The sequence below is a fragment of the Marivita sp. genome (genome assembly GCF_020055635.1).
Lineage (GTDB): Bacteria > Pseudomonadota > Alphaproteobacteria > Rhodobacterales > Rhodobacteraceae > Marivita.
The window spans coordinates 103,495-116,910 of sequence record NZ_JAIPUT010000001.1; the positions used below are offsets into that span (position 1 = coordinate 103,495).

Consider the following 13,416-nt stretch of genomic DNA (forward strand, 5'->3'; position numbering starts at 1 on the left):
GCTTTTGTCATCCGGTAACGTAAACAAAAAATCAAAGAAAGCCGGTTTATTCAATCTCAGAACGCGCTTATCAAGGTAATAACGAGGCGAAGATAGGGCAGATGATCCACTGAATGGCAAATATTGCCTTCATATTGCTGTGCCACAAGGATCCGGACGCGATCATCCGTCAGGCGCTCAGCCTGACGGCGGTCGGAGATTACATCGCGATCCATTTCGACGCCCGTGCCGATGCCGTGGCGTACCGTACCATCCGAACGGCGCTGTCCGACAACCCGAATGTCACCTTTGCCCGCAAACGCATCAAGTGCGGCTGGGGGGAATGGTCCCTGGTGCAAGCTTCGCTTTACGCGGTGGAGGCGGCGGTCGAGGCGTTCCCCCGCGCCACCCATTTCTACATGCTGTCGGGCGATTGCCAGGCGATCAAGACCGCGGAATACGCACATGCCTACCTTGACCGCTTCGACGCCGATTTCATTGAAAGCTTCGATTTCTTCGCCTCCGACTGGATCAAGACCGGCATGAAGGAAGAACGGCTGATCTACCGCCACTTCCTGAACGAACGAAACAACAAGTGGCTGTTCTACAAGAGCCTCGAGATACAGAAACGCCTCGGTCTGACCCGGCAGGTGCCGGAGGATCTCGAGATCCAGATCGGCAGCCAGTGGTGGTGTCTGCGCCGCCCGACGATGGAGAAAATCCTTGATTTCCTGAAAGCGCGTCCGGATGTGAAGCGGTTCTTCGCCACCACCTGGATCCCGGATGAAACCTGTATCCAGACGCTGGTCCGGCACCTCGTACCGGAATCCGAGATCGAATGCCGGACGCTGACGTTCCTGATGTTCTCGGATTACGGCATGCCGGTGACCTTTTACAACGATCACTATGACCTGCTGCTCAGCCAGGATTTCCTGTTCGCCCGCAAGATCAGCCCCGAAGCGGTGCAACTCAAGGAGCGTCTGGGATCGCTTTATTCCGCCAGGGGCGTCAATTTCGAAATCTCGAACGAAGGCCGGTCGCTCTACAAGTTCCTGACCGGCAAGGGCCGCATCGGACGCCGTTTCGCGCCGCGCTTCTGGGAAACCGAAAGCACGCTGGGCCGCGAACGCGAATTGCTGATCGTGGTGTGCAAGAAATGGCACGTGGCCAAGCGTCTTGTCGCGCGCATCCGGCAGCTGACCAACGTGCCCTGCATCGAGTACCTCTTCAACGAAGAGGATACCGGCCTGCCGGACATGGGCGGCATCCAATCGACGCTGGGCAAGCGCCATCGTCACCGGCGGTCGCTGATGCGGATGCTGTTCGACTATTACGAAACCGATCGCATGGTCATCTGCATGGACCCCGGCAATCTCGACCTGCTCGAGGATTTCTGTCGCGATCGCGCGATGACGCGGCTGCTCGAGGTCGAGTGCAGTTTTTCGGATGACTACCTGATCGGCCATGCAACCCGCGTGGGGCTGGCCGGGGACCGCACGCCGCGCGAAACGCTGGAACGGCTGCTGCCGACGATCCGCAACGATATCGTGCATGAAAGCGACCGGATCCGCGACGCCGAGTTCGAAAACTACGTGCGCATCCGCGAGGAAGACAGCATAGAGGCCAACGCCGCCGCGCTGACCCGGTTCCTGTCCATCACCCCCGACCAGGCGCTCGAGATTTCGCGCACAGATCACCTCTTTTCAGACTGAGGACACACCCATGCCCCATGCCTATGACGACCAGAACATCTTTGCCAGGATCCTGCGTGGCGAGATCCCGAACGACACCGTCATGGAAACCGACCACACGCTGGCGTTCCGCGATATTCAGCCGCAAGCGCCGGTGCATGTGCTGGTGATCCCGAAAGGGCCATATGTCTGCTATGATCATTTTGCCCTCGAGGCCAGCGATGCGGAGATCGCCGATTTCACCCGCGTGATCGGCGAGGTCTGCAAGATGGAGGGCGTGCAGGAGGCCGGCTACCGGATCATCTCGAACGCCGGCGAGGCAGGTGTCCAGGAAGTGCCGCATCTGCATGTGCATGTGCTCGGCGGGCGTGGTCTGGGGCGGATGCTGCAACCCGCGCGGTGAAAGCGCCTTCGAAGGCGCTTGCCAAGCCGCTTCGAAGCGGCTTGCCCGCCTCAGGCCGACCGCGTGAGTGACAGGAACACGTCTTCGAGATCGGCCTGTTCGGTCCGCACGTCGCGGATCCGCACACCGTTGTCGCGCAGCATCGACAGCACGTCCTCGGCCGAGGTCTGTCGCGCGCGGTAAGTGACTGCAAGCGTGCCGTCGTCGCGGGTGGCGACGCCGATCCCGGCCACCTCTGGCAGAGTGCCGACCTCTGCGTCGGGCTGGATCACCATCGTCTTGGCGTCCAGGGCCCCCAAGAGGTTGCGCGTGCTGTCGCGGGCGACCACGGCACCGTGGTTGATGATCGCGATCTCGTCGCACATCTCCTCGGCCTCTTCGAGGTAATGCGTCGTCAGGATGATCGTCATCCCGTTTTCACGGTTCAGCTTGCGCACATTGTTCCAGAGCATCTGGCGCAACTCGATATCGACGCCCGCGGTGGGTTCGTCCAGCACGAGCACATGCGGCCGGTGCACGAGCGCCTTGCCCAGCAGGAGCCGCCGCCGCATCCCTCCGGACAGGGTGCGGGCATAGGCCTCGGCCTTGTCGCTCAGCCCGACCATCTCGAGAATCTCGTCCGACCGGCGTTCGGATTTCGGCACGCCGTACAGACCTGCCTGCACCTCGAGCGCGCTGCGTGGCGTGAAGAACGGATCGAGGTTCAGTTCCTGCGGCATGACCCCGATGGACGCGCGCGACTGGCGTGGGTTCACATCCTGATCCCAGCCCCAGATCGTGACCCGACCGGCGGATTTCGTGACCAGACCCGCCAGAATGTTGATCAAGGTGGATTTACCGGCCCCGTTCGGCCCCAGCAGGCCGAAGACCGATCCGCGCGGAACGGTCAGGTCGATGTCCTTGAGGGCCTCCTTGCCGCCGGTATAGACCTTGCGCAGCCCCTCGATCTGAATGGCGTCCTGTGTCATCGCTGTCTCTTGCTCCTCTGGCCTCGTCGTCCTAAACCGCTCGTAGTGGAAAACGCCAGTGAAGGAAACGCAGCAGATGGCAACGCAAGCGCCCGAAACAAAGATCGTGGACAGCTACCGCATCGCCTGTGACGGCGGCGAGGGGGCCCTGGGTCACCCGCGGGTCTGGCTGCAAATCCCGCATGACACCGGCTGGGTCGAATGCGGCTACTGCGATGCCCGGTTCATCCACAAGGATTTCGCAGACACCCAGGACACCTGACCGCGCAGCAGAGCGAGAACGGCCGAAAGTCCTTGGGCGGCCGGCACGCTCTTGCGCGCTTTTCCCGCAGGGAGTCGTGACCTCGCGGTGAGCTGGCGCAGGTTCCTGCTGGCACAGGCAGGCCGTCCGTGGCAAAGCTTGGCGCAGCACGAAAACAGGGGCGCGCGACATGGCATTCGGCAAAGGACATCACCTTCACCTGATCGACGGCTCGGCCTTCATCTTTCGCGCCTACCACGCGCTGCCGCCGCTATCCCGCAAGTCCGATGGCCTGCCGATTGGTGCGGTCGCGGGCTTCTGCAACATGCTTCAGAAATATGTCGAGGGAAATCACGGCCCCGATGCGCCCACCCATGTGGCGGTGATCTTCGACAAGGGCAGTCACACGTTCCGCAACGACATGTACGATCTGTACAAGGCCAACCGCGACGAGATGCCGGAAGACCTGCGCCCGCAAATCCCGCTGACCCGCCGCGCGACCGAAGCCTTCAACATCGCCTGCGAGGAAAAGGAAGGATTCGAGGCCGACGACATCATCGCGACGCTTGCCTGCCAGGCCCGCGATGCCGGTGGTCGCGTGACGATCATTTCGTCGGACAAGGACCTGATGCAACTGGTCGGCGACGGTGTCGAGATGCTCGACGCGATGAAGAACCGCCGCATCGACCGCGAGGGCGTGTTCGAAAAGTTCGGCGTCTATCCTGACCGCGTCGTCGATGTGCAGGCGCTGGCCGGCGACAGCATCGACAACGTGCCCGGCGCGCCGGGGATCGGCGTCAAGACGGCGGCGCTTCTGATCAACGAGTTCGGGTCGCTGGAAGAGTTGCTCGAGCGTGCCGGGGAGATCAAGCAACCCAAGCGCCGCGAGACCCTGATCGAAAAACGCGCGCAGATCGAGCTTTCGAAAAAGCTGGTTCTGCTGGATGTGAATACGCCGCTTGATTTCACGCTCGACGATCTCGAGGTCCGCGACCCGGACCCCGACAGGCTGATGTCCTTTCTGACGGAAATGGAGTTCCGCACCCTGACCAAGCGTATCGCCGAAGCGCTCGAGGTCGACCCGCCGGTGATCCCCGACAGCACGCCCGAAGGCGCGAACCCGCCCGAGGGGGATGCGCCGGTCTGGCCCGTGATCGACCCCGACACCTATGAATGCGTGCGCGACCTGACCGCGTTGCAGACCTGGATCGACGCGGCCAATGACATGGGCCGTGTGGCCTTCGACACCGAAACCACCGGCCTCAATGACATGACCGCCGACCTGGTCGGCCTGTCGCTCTGCGTTGAACCGGGCAAGGCCTGTTACGTGCCGCTGGCGCATCGGGCCGAAGGCGGAGACGGGCTTTTCGGCTCGGACGACCTGGCCGAGAGTCAGATCGCGATGCAGGATGCGCTGGATGCGCTGAGGCCGCTGCTGGAAGACCCGGCCGTTCTGAAGATCGGTCAGAACATGAAATACGACGCCAAGATCATGTCGCGCTACGGGATCGACCTGAACCCGATCGACGACACGATGCTGATGTCCTACGCGATGAATGCGGGTCTGCATGGGCACGGCATGGACACGCTTGCCGAACGCTATCTTGGCCATACCTGCATCCCGATCAAGGAGCTGATCGGCTCTGGCAAGAGCCAGATCACCTTTGATCGGGTGCCGATCGACCAGGCCACGAAATACGCGGCCGAGGATGCCGAGATCACGCTGCGGCTCTGGCTGACGTTCAAGCCGCAACTGCACCGCGTGCATGTCACCCGTGTCTATGAGAGCATGGAGCGCCCGCTTGTGCCCGTGCTGGCCGACATGGAGCGCGCCGGAATCAAGGTGGACCGGGATACGCTCTCGCGCATGTCGAACGCCTTCAGCCAGAAGATGGCCGCGTTCGAGCACGAGATCTACGAACTCGCAGGCCGCAAGTTCAACGTTGGCTCTCCGAAACAGCTGGGCGAAATCCTGTTCGACGAAATGGGCCTCGACGGCGGCAAGCGCGGCAAGACCGGGGCCTATGCCACCGGCGCGGATGTGCTCGAGGATCTGGCCACCGAACACGAACTGGCGCGCCGCGTGCTGGACTGGCGGCAGCTGTCGAAACTGAAATCAACCTATACCGACGCCTTGCAGGACCACATCAACGCCGATACCGGCCGCGTCCATACCTGCTATTCGATCGCCGGGGCCAACACCGGGCGTCTTGCCTCGACCGATCCGAATTTGCAGAACATCCCGGTGCGCTCCGAGGAAGGCCGCCGCATCCGCGAAGCCTTTGTCGCCGAGCCGGGCAAGACGCTGGTGTCGCTGGATTACAGCCAGATCGAGCTGCGCATCCTGGCGCATGTCGCCGACATCCAGGCGCTCAAGGACGCGTTCAAGGACGGGCAGGACATCCACGCCGCCACCGCATCCGAGATGTTCAACGTGCCGCTGGACGAAATGACGCCGGATGTCCGCCGCCAGGCGAAGGCGATCAATTTCGGGGTGATCTACGGCATTTCGGGCTTCGGCCTTGCCCGCAACCTGCGGATCCCCCGATCAGAGGCGCAGGGCTTCATCGACCGCTATTTCGAACGCTTCCCCGGAATCAAGGCCTACATGGACGCCACCACGGCCTTTGCCAAGGAACACAACCGGGTCGAGACCCTGTTCGGTCGGGTGATCCACACGCCCGAGATCAACGCCAAGGGCCCGCGCGCCGGGTTCGCCAAACGCGCCGCGATCAACGCACCGATCCAGGGCACCGCCGCCGACATCATCCGCCGCGCCATGATCCGGATGCCCGATGCCATCAGCGGCTTGCCGGCCAGGATGCTGTTGCAGGTGCACGACGAACTGCTGTTCGAGGTGGAGGAGGGTGCCGAGGACGCGCTTATCAAGGTGGCGCGCGAGATCATGGAAGGCGCGGCCGATCCGGTCATCAAGCTGTCGGTTCCGCTTGTGGCCGATGCCGGTCAGGGGGCCAACTGGGCCAAGGCGCATTAGGCTTTCGGGGTCTGGCTCGGAACGTTTTGGATGCGCTCCGGTTGACCTGCGGAGAGTTGAAAGAGCCGGAACATGACCGCAACCGACATGATCGACGGCCCGCAGGCCGCCCGTGAGAAAAGCCGGGGCGACAGCAAGACCGCGTCGCTGTACCGGATGGCGATGCCGGGGCACCTTTGCCCGTTCGGCCTCAAGTCCCGGTCGCTTCTGAGGCGCAAGGGGTACAAGATCGACGACAATCTCCTGACCAACCGGGACGAGGTCGATGCCTTTCAGGAGGCGCATGATGTCCCGACCACGCCGATCACCTTCATCGACGGCGAGAGGATCGGCGGCTATTCCGACCTGAAGGAACATTTCGGCTACCGCGTGCTGGGTGAGGATGACACCACCTACATGCCGGTGATCGCCATTTTCGCCTCGACCGCGCTGATCGCACTGGCGATCCTGCTCAACCTCTATGACGGTTTTCCGATCCTCACCTGGCTCAAGTGGTTCTTCGCCCTGTCGATGGCCGCATTGGCGATCCAGAAATTGCAGGATGTCGGAAGCTTCGTGAACGGCTTTCTGGGATATGATCTGCTTGCCCGGCGCTACGTGCCTTATGGCTATGCCTACCCGTTCCTCGAGCTTTATTCCGGTGTCGGGATGATGGCCCTGATCGGCACCCAAAGCCCGCTGATCTGGCTGGTGGCCCCGGTTGCCCTGTTCATCGGGACGGTCGGATCGATCAGCGTGATCAAGGCTGTCTATATCGACAAGCAGGAATTGACCTGCGCCTGTGTGGGCGGCGGGTCGAACGTGCCGCTGGGCGCGATTTCCCTGAGTGAAAATCTCATCATGGCCGGGATGGGCGTCTGGATGCTGCTGCTCTAGACTGCGGTACACCCATCCTGACCCGGAGCCTGCGTGACCCCTCTCAAGATCCCGAACCGCACTGCCCGGCACCTGTGGCTTTGGGTCAATGGGCTGGGCGACACGCCGACCGGCCCGCTGGACCCGGCGGCGCTGATCCGCGGGCTTGGATTTGTGCAGCTTGACACGATCCAGGTCGTGTCGCGCGCGCATCATCACATCCTCTGGAGCCGCAACCAGACCTATCGCGAGCCGATGCTCGACCGGTTGCTGGCCCGAGACCGGGCGGTGTTCGAACATTTTACCCACGATGCGTCGGTCCTGCCGATGGACATGTTGCCGATGTGGCAGCGTCAGTTCCGGCGGATGAAGGACAAGGCCAGCCGGTCGTCGTGGTTCGGCAAGCATCTGGCCGAGGATCACCTTGACGACATTCGGCGCCGCATCGCCGAGGAAGGCCCGCTTTGCACCCATGATTTCGACACCAGGATCGTCGGAAAACGCGAGATGTGGAAACGCCCGCCGCACAAGATCGGGCTGGATTTCCTGTGGTACGCTGGCGAACTGGCGACCTGTCACCGCGACGGGTTCACCAAGTATTACGATCTGGCCGAACGGGTCTTTCCCGAGCATCTGCGCGCACAGAAGGTGCCGGACCGCGACCAGGTCGATTGGCTTTGTGGTGCAGCGCTCGACCGCCTCGGCATCGGCACGCAGGGCGAGATCCGCAAGTTCTGGGACGCGACCGAGGTTTCCGAGGTGTCCGACTGGGCCGATCGCCATGCCCGGGGGCTGGTTCCCGTCGAGATCGAGTCGGCTGAGGGGACATGGACCAAGGCGCTGGCCTGTCCCGATATCGAGGCGCGCCTGACCGCGCTTGCGCCGCCCACGTCACGCCTGCGCATCCTCAACCCGTTCGATCCAGCGATCCGCGATCGTGTTCGGCTGAAACGGCTTTTCGGCTTTGACTACACGGTCGAGATGTTCGTGCCGGCCGCGAAGCGCCAATGGGGATATTACGTCTATCCGCTGCTTGAGGGAGACCGCATCGTCGGCCGGATCGAGGTCAAGGCGGATCGCGCCAGGGACAGGCTGAGCATTCTCAACCTCTGGTGGGAGCCCAAGGTCAAACCGACGGCGCAGCGTCTTCGCAAGCTCGAAAGTGAACTTGGTCGGCTGGCCCGCCTTGCCGGTGTCGCCACCGTGACATGGCAAGGCCCTGCATTCGACGCTGTGCGCTAGAGCGTCGCCCCCTCGGCGCTTGGTTCGGGTCAGAGCAGCCCGGCATTCCTGAACAGCGCTTCAAGATCCGTCTCGGGGCGCGGGCCGATATGCGAGATCACTTCCGCCGCCGCGACACAGCCCATGCGGCCGCTGGTTTCCATGTCCCGCCCCGTTGCCAACCCGAACAGGAACCCGGCGGCGAACTGGTCGCCTGCGCCTGTCGCGTCCACCGGGACCACCTTTTCAACGGGGATATCGATACGGGTGCCATCGTGAATGATCGACACGCCATCGCCCGACCGTGTGCAGACCACCAGCGGGCAGATCGCGGCCACGGCGGCCAGATCGGACTCCAGATCGTTGTTCTGATAAAGCGACATGATCTCGGCCTCGTTGCCGATCACGTAATCCATCTCGTGTTCGATCAGGTTCAGGAAATCGTCGCGGTGCCGTTCGACGCAGAACGGGTCGGAAATGGCGATGCCCGCCTTGCCGCCTGCGGCGCGGCAGGTGCGGGCGGTGCGGATGAAGGCGTCCTTGCCCTTGTCCTTGTCGAAGAGGTAGCCTTCGAGGAACACCACCTCGGCCTGCGACGCCACGTCTTCGGACACGTCCTCGGGGCCTAGTTCGGCAGAGATGCCCAGATAGGTGTTCATCGACCGCTCACCATCGGGCGAGACAAAGATCATCGACCGCGACGTGGGCAATTCCCCACCCGGAACCGGCGCGTTCACGAAATCGGTGCCGTCCTTTTCCATCGCACCCGCATAGAACCGCCCCAAAGCGTCGTCATGCACCCGACCGATAAAGGCGGTGCGCAGCCCCAGGTTGCCCAGACCGGCCAGCGTATTGGCGACCGATCCGCCGGGCGTCTGGGTGCGTTCCTTCATGGCGGCATACAGCGTTTCGCCGCGTTCGCGTTCGACCAGCTGCATGATGCCTTTCTGAATGCCCATCAGGTCCAGAAACGTGTCCTCGGCCCGTGCGATCACATCGACAACGGCGTTGCCGATGCCGACAACCTGGTATTTCTTGCTCATTCGGTCTTGTCCTCGAATTGACAGAGATCGCGGATCACGCAGACGCCGCATTTGGGTTTTCGCGCCACGCAGGTGTAGCGCCCGTGCAGGATCAGCCAGTGATGGGCGTGATGTTGAAAATCGACCGGAATATGGTCTTCGATGGCGCGTTCAACTGCCACCACGTCCTTGCCGGGGCAGATGCCGGTGCGGTTGCCGACGCGAAAAATATGCGTATCGACCGCCTGCGCCGGATAGTGCCACCACATGTTCAGCACCACATTGGCCGTCTTGCGCCCCACGCCGGGCAGGCTTTCCAACGCGGCGCGGGAATTGGGCACTTCGCCGCCGTACTCATCGACCAGAATGCGGCTCAGCTTGATGACGTTCTTGGCCTTGTTCCGGTAAAGACCGATCGTCTTGATATGCTCGGTCACGCCCTCTTCGCCCAGTTCGAGCATCTTTTCCGGCGTATCCGCGATCTTGAACAGGTCGCGCGTGGCCTTGTTCACGCCGATATCCGTGGCCTGCGCCGACAGCGCGACCGCAACGACAAGGGTGTAGGCGTTGACGTGATCAAGCTCCCCCTTGGGTTCGGGGTCCACCGCCTGAAAGCGGGTAAAGATCTCGCGGATCATGTGGTAATCAAGCTGCCTAGCCATTGCACCCCGTATGCCGCGCGACGAATTTGGGGGCAAGCGTGTTGCTTGCGCAGCTTTCGGGTCGAATGCGTCCGTGACATCGGGGTATCACGGGGCAAGCTGACACAAAGAAAGGCCGCTCCGATGCAAAGCCTGACCGAAGACACGCAGGGGTATCATTTCAACGTCATGCGCCGCGCGCTCGACGTGATCGATCAGGCCGGGCCGTCGGTGACGCTCGACGAACTTGCGGCACAGATGAACATGAGCCCGGCGCATTTCCAACGGGTGTTCTCGCGCTGGGTCGGGGTCAGCCCGAAGCGGTACCAGCAATACCTGACGCTGGGCCACGCCAAGGCGCTTCTGTCGGAGCGCTTTACCACGTTGGCGGCCGCGCATGCCTCGGGCCTGTCGGGCAGCGGGCGATTGCACGACCTTTTCATCCGATGGGAGGCGATGAGTCCCGGTGAGTTCGCACGCAAGGGCGACGGGCTGACGATCTACTGGGGCTGGTTCGACAGCCCCTTCGGCCCGGCACTTGTCATGGGCACCGACAAGGGGCTTTGCGGGATCGGCTTTGCCTCCGAGACCGGCACCGCAAATGCTTGGCAGGATTTGGTCGGGCGCTGGCCCAACGCGGTCTATGTCGAAGATGCCGACCGCCTGCGCCCTTGGGTCGACAGCGCGTTCGGCGCAGGCGAGGTCTCGCACGAAACGCCGCTTTTCATGATCGGCGCACCGTTCCAGATCAAGGTCTGGGAAGCGCTGATGCAGATTCCGTCGGGCCATGTGACGACATATTCCGAGATCGCCGATTACATCGGGCATCCCAAGGCGGTGCGTGCCGTGGGAACGGCCGTTGGGCGGAACCCTGTCAGCTACCTGATTCCATGCCACCGGGCGCTGCGCAAATCCGGTGGTCTGGGCGGCTATCACTGGGGTCTGCCGGTCAAGCGCAGCATCCTCGCCTGGGAATCCGCCCGCGTCGAAGCGTGATCGCGTGCGCGGAAACGTGCCGATTTCACCGGACTTAAGGTGTTCGTCCGGGTATGTTATCGCATAGCAACAGCAAGACCCATAGCATTGGGCACAGTCACATGAGGCGAAACACTATGATACTATCCAAATTCTCCATGGCCTTGGCGCTTTCCGGTGCCCTGGTTCTCTCGGCCTGTACGACAGGCACATTCAACGATCCGAACGACCCGAACCGCCAGACCAAGACCGGCGCGCTTGTCGGCGCGGGTGCGGGTGCCGCCATCGGCGCGCTGATGGGCAACGACCCCGAAGAGCGTCGCCGCAATGCCGCGGCAGGCGCGATCATCGGGGGTGGTGGTGGTGCCCTCATCGGCAACCGCCTCGACAGGCAGGAAGCAGACCTGCGCGCACAGATCGGCAATGACAACGTGACGATCCGCAACACGGGTGAACGTCTCATCGTGACCCTGCCGCAGGACATCCTGTTCGCCACGGACAGCGCATCCTTGCGCCCCGATCTGCAACGTGACCTGCGCACGGTGGGGCAGAACCTGTTGGCCTATCCGAACACGTCCGTTCAGGTCATCGGCCACACCGACAACACGGGTGACGCGCAGTACAACCTGAACCTGTCGCGGCAACGCGCGCAATCGGTCGCGAACATCCTGATGAGCGAAGGCGTTCCGTCCTTCCGAATCCAGAGCATCGGCCGCGGCGAAGATCAACCGATCGCCAGCAACCTGACACCGGACGGCCGGGCACAGAACCGCCGGGTCGAGATCGTGATCCTTCCGAACGCCTGATCCCGGATCCCTTGAACACCATGGCCCGCACCTTCCTGGTGCGGGTTTTTTTGCGCGCGTCCCATGGCTTGCGGGTTGTCAGGCTGTGATCGGGGACCAAGTGGCACTGCGATCAACAGGAGACAGACATGGCCACTCTCAAACTGCTGGGACTTTGCGGTTCCTTGCGGAGCGCATCGACCAACAGACTTCTCATGCGCGAAGCTGCGCGCCGGTTCGGACCGTCCGACTTTGTCGAAGCCGATCTGCGCGTTCCGCTTTACGACGGCGATCTTGAAAACGACTCGGGCATTCCCGAGGCGGTGCAAACCCTGTCGGACCAGATCGCCGAAGCAGACGCGGTGATCGTCGCCACACCGGAATACAACAAGGGTATTTCCGGGGTGCTCAAGAACGCGCTCGACTGGGTCAGCCGGACATCGGGAGCGCCCTGGGCCGGAAAACCCGTGGCCCTGATGTCTGCCACGGCAGGCCGCGCCGGCGGCGAGAGGACCCAGAACATGGCGCGGCTCTGCCTCACGCCGTTCCGTCCGCATATCGTTCCCGGTCCGGAAGTCCTTGTCGGGGCCACATTCCAGCAATGGGACGAGGACGGGCGCCTGACAAATGAAATCAATGCCAAAGCGCTTGATGAATTGATGCAGATACTGCGCCGCACCGCAGAGGCGAACCAGGCGGGCTGATCAGCAGCCGGTGCCCTTGGTGACCACGCTCACGGTTTTCCAGATCACCGAAACGTCCTGGGCGAAAGTCACCTTGGACAGGTATTCGGCATCGTAATGCGCGCGTTCGGCAAAGCTGCTCTCGTGGCGGACGGATACCTGCCAGAAGCCGGTCAATCCCGGACGCAGGGCGTAATAGGCAGAGCCGGGGTAGAGCGTCTGCTGATCGACCATCATCGGGCGCGGACCGACCAGCGACATGTCGCCCTTGAGAACGTTCCACAATTGCGGAAGTTCATCCAGCGATGTCTTGCGCAGGATCTGGCCGACTGTCGTGATGCGCGGATCATGGCGAAGCTTCTGGTTGCGATCCCATTCGGCGCGTGCCGCTGGGTTCCGGGCCAGGTGATCTTCAAGCGCCTGGTCGGCATTTGGGACCATGCTGCGCAGCTTCCACAGCTTGAAGGGCTTGCCGAACCGGCCAATGCGGGTCTGGTGGTAGAATGGCGATCCGCCGTCCAGAGCCACGAGCAATGCGCAGACGCCAAGAACCAGCATCACCGGAGCCGCCGCCATCAGCACAAGCAGGATATCGACGCCGCGCTTGAGGTGATCGCGGTAGAGGCTTTTCGGTCCGGATGTCGTGAAGGCCGCATTGACGAGCGATTCAATGTCGGTGCCAGGCAGAGGTTGGCGAATATGCAGTGTCATTTGAACACCCTTTTTACCCTATGTGCTCGGGCCGCATGCCGGATTGCCGATGGCGCGCAAAATCTGTGTGCTTGAAGCGCGGGGCGACAAGCACTGAGACCGGATTTTCACCCGTCAACCAGATTTTCAGACTACATGGCAGACTTCAGCAGACGAACCTTACGCAACTCCCAGATGGAAGCACCAACCCCCCAGTGCCAAACGAAACATGGCAGGAATGTGGTCTGCCAAATCATGACCTCTTTA

Annotated in this window: 13 protein-coding genes; 9 read left to right on the top strand and 4 right to left on the bottom strand. The window is 62.3% G+C overall.

The genetic code is table 11. From position 1 onward, the window contains the following. The first annotated feature begins 113 nt into the window (after window positions 1-113). Together LCF60_RS00465 and LCF60_RS00470 are read left to right on the top strand one after the other, a co-directional pair. A complete protein-coding gene (locus tag LCF60_RS00465; protein ID WP_292289040.1) occupies window positions 114-1,691 on the top strand; it encodes a DUF5928 domain-containing protein in 1,578 nt (525 codons plus the stop codon). A 10-nt stretch (window positions 1,692-1,701) separates the two neighbouring features. Beyond that, window positions 1,702-2,073 carry a histidine triad nucleotide-binding protein gene (locus LCF60_RS00470; protein ID WP_292289041.1) on the top strand — a complete coding sequence of 124 codons (372 nt, stop codon included), beginning with the start codon at window positions 1,702-1,704 and terminating at the stop codon, window positions 2,071-2,073. Between the two features lie 50 nt (window positions 2,074-2,123). Here the strand turns inward: LCF60_RS00470 and LCF60_RS00475 are convergent, their stop codons facing one another. Next, entirely contained in the window at window positions 2,124-3,041 is a 918-nt protein-coding gene (locus LCF60_RS00475) for an ABC transporter ATP-binding protein (protein WP_292289042.1), read from the bottom strand. Window positions 3,042-3,117: 76 nt separating this feature from the next. Here LCF60_RS00475 and LCF60_RS00480 point away from each other — a divergent pair, with 76 nt between their 5' ends. The 4 genes from LCF60_RS00480 (at window position 3,118) to LCF60_RS00495 (ending at window position 8,374) form a co-directional block, all read left to right on the top strand. Then, entirely contained in the window at window positions 3,118-3,303 is a 186-nt protein-coding gene (locus LCF60_RS00480) for a zinc-finger domain-containing protein (RefSeq protein ID WP_292289043.1), read from the top strand. A 169-nt stretch (window positions 3,304-3,472) separates the two neighbouring features. Beyond that, window positions 3,473-6,277 (top strand): DNA polymerase I, encoded by a 2,805-nt coding sequence (polA, locus tag LCF60_RS00485; RefSeq protein WP_292289044.1) that lies wholly within the window; start codon window positions 3,473-3,475, stop codon window positions 6,275-6,277. Between the two features lie 72 nt (window positions 6,278-6,349). Beyond that, window positions 6,350-7,153 (top strand): glutaredoxin, encoded by an 804-nt coding sequence (locus LCF60_RS00490; RefSeq protein WP_292289045.1) that lies wholly within the window; start codon window positions 6,350-6,352, stop codon window positions 7,151-7,153. A 33-nt stretch (window positions 7,154-7,186) separates the two neighbouring features. After that, on the top strand, window positions 7,187-8,374 hold the full coding sequence (locus LCF60_RS00495) for a crosslink repair DNA glycosylase YcaQ family protein (protein ID WP_292289046.1): 1,188 nt from the start codon (window positions 7,187-7,189) through the stop codon (window positions 8,372-8,374). 29 nt (window positions 8,375-8,403) lie between these two features. On the opposite strand, the gene LCF60_RS00500 is transcribed toward LCF60_RS00495, so the two are convergent. Both LCF60_RS00500 and nth read right to left on the bottom strand, forming a co-directional pair. Further along, a complete protein-coding gene (locus LCF60_RS00500) occupies window positions 8,404-9,396 on the bottom strand; it encodes an adenosine kinase (protein WP_292289047.1) in 993 nt (330 codons plus the stop codon). Beyond that, window positions 9,393-10,037: an endonuclease III gene (gene nth / locus LCF60_RS00505; RefSeq protein WP_292289048.1), complete on the bottom strand. Its 645-nt coding sequence runs from the start codon at window positions 10,035-10,037 to the stop codon at window positions 9,393-9,395. Before nth ends, LCF60_RS00500 begins: the two co-directional genes overlap by 4 nt. A 123-nt stretch (window positions 10,038-10,160) precedes the next feature. Here nth and LCF60_RS00510 point away from each other — a divergent pair, with 123 nt between their 5' ends. The 3 genes from LCF60_RS00510 (at window position 10,161) to LCF60_RS00520 (ending at window position 12,480) form a co-directional block, all read left to right on the top strand. Beyond that, complete coding sequence (locus LCF60_RS00510; protein ID WP_292289049.1) at window positions 10,161-11,012, top strand: bifunctional helix-turn-helix domain-containing protein/methylated-DNA--[protein]-cysteine S-methyltransferase; 852 nt, start codon at window positions 10,161-10,163, stop codon at window positions 11,010-11,012. A 116-nt stretch (window positions 11,013-11,128) separates the two neighbouring features. Continuing rightward, entirely contained in the window at window positions 11,129-11,797 is a 669-nt protein-coding gene (locus LCF60_RS00515) for an OmpA family protein (RefSeq protein ID WP_292289050.1), read from the top strand. A 128-nt stretch (window positions 11,798-11,925) separates the two neighbouring features. Beyond that, window positions 11,926-12,480 (top strand): NAD(P)H-dependent oxidoreductase, encoded by a 555-nt coding sequence (locus LCF60_RS00520; protein ID WP_292289051.1) that lies wholly within the window; start codon window positions 11,926-11,928, stop codon window positions 12,478-12,480. Here LCF60_RS00520 and LCF60_RS00525 read toward each other — a convergent pair whose 3' ends face one another. Then, window positions 12,481-13,170: a sugar transferase gene (locus tag LCF60_RS00525; protein WP_292289052.1), complete on the bottom strand. Its 690-nt coding sequence runs from the start codon at window positions 13,168-13,170 to the stop codon at window positions 12,481-12,483. Window positions 13,171-13,416: the final 246 nt, after the last annotated feature.

Bases quoted from the DNA above. Each gene is read 5' to 3' on its own strand.
- polA (WP_292289044.1), top strand. From the start codon at position 3,473: ATGGCATTCGGCAAAGGACATCACCTTCACCTGATCGACGGCTCGGCC.
- LCF60_RS00515 (WP_292289050.1), top strand. From the start codon at position 11,129: ATGATACTATCCAAATTCTCCATGGCCTTGGCGCTTTCCGGTGCCCTG.
- LCF60_RS00475 (WP_292289042.1), bottom strand. From the start codon at position 3,041: ATGACACAGGACGCCATTCAGATCGAGGGGCTGCGCAAGGTCTATACC.
- LCF60_RS00465 (WP_292289040.1), top strand. From the start codon at position 114: ATGGCAAATATTGCCTTCATATTGCTGTGCCACAAGGATCCGGACGCG.
- LCF60_RS00490 (WP_292289045.1), top strand. From the start codon at position 6,350: ATGACCGCAACCGACATGATCGACGGCCCGCAGGCCGCCCGTGAGAAA.
- LCF60_RS00480 (WP_292289043.1), top strand. From the start codon at position 3,118: ATGGCAACGCAAGCGCCCGAAACAAAGATCGTGGACAGCTACCGCATC.
- nth (WP_292289048.1), bottom strand. From the start codon at position 10,037: ATGGCTAGGCAGCTTGATTACCACATGATCCGCGAGATCTTTACCCGC.
- LCF60_RS00520 (WP_292289051.1), top strand. From the start codon at position 11,926: ATGGCCACTCTCAAACTGCTGGGACTTTGCGGTTCCTTGCGGAGCGCA.
- LCF60_RS00510 (WP_292289049.1), top strand. From the start codon at position 10,161: ATGCAAAGCCTGACCGAAGACACGCAGGGGTATCATTTCAACGTCATG.
- LCF60_RS00500 (WP_292289047.1), bottom strand. From the start codon at position 9,396: ATGAGCAAGAAATACCAGGTTGTCGGCATCGGCAACGCCGTTGTCGAT.
- LCF60_RS00525 (WP_292289052.1), bottom strand. From the start codon at position 13,170: ATGACACTGCATATTCGCCAACCTCTGCCTGGCACCGACATTGAATCG.
- LCF60_RS00470 (WP_292289041.1), top strand. From the start codon at position 1,702: ATGCCCCATGCCTATGACGACCAGAACATCTTTGCCAGGATCCTGCGT.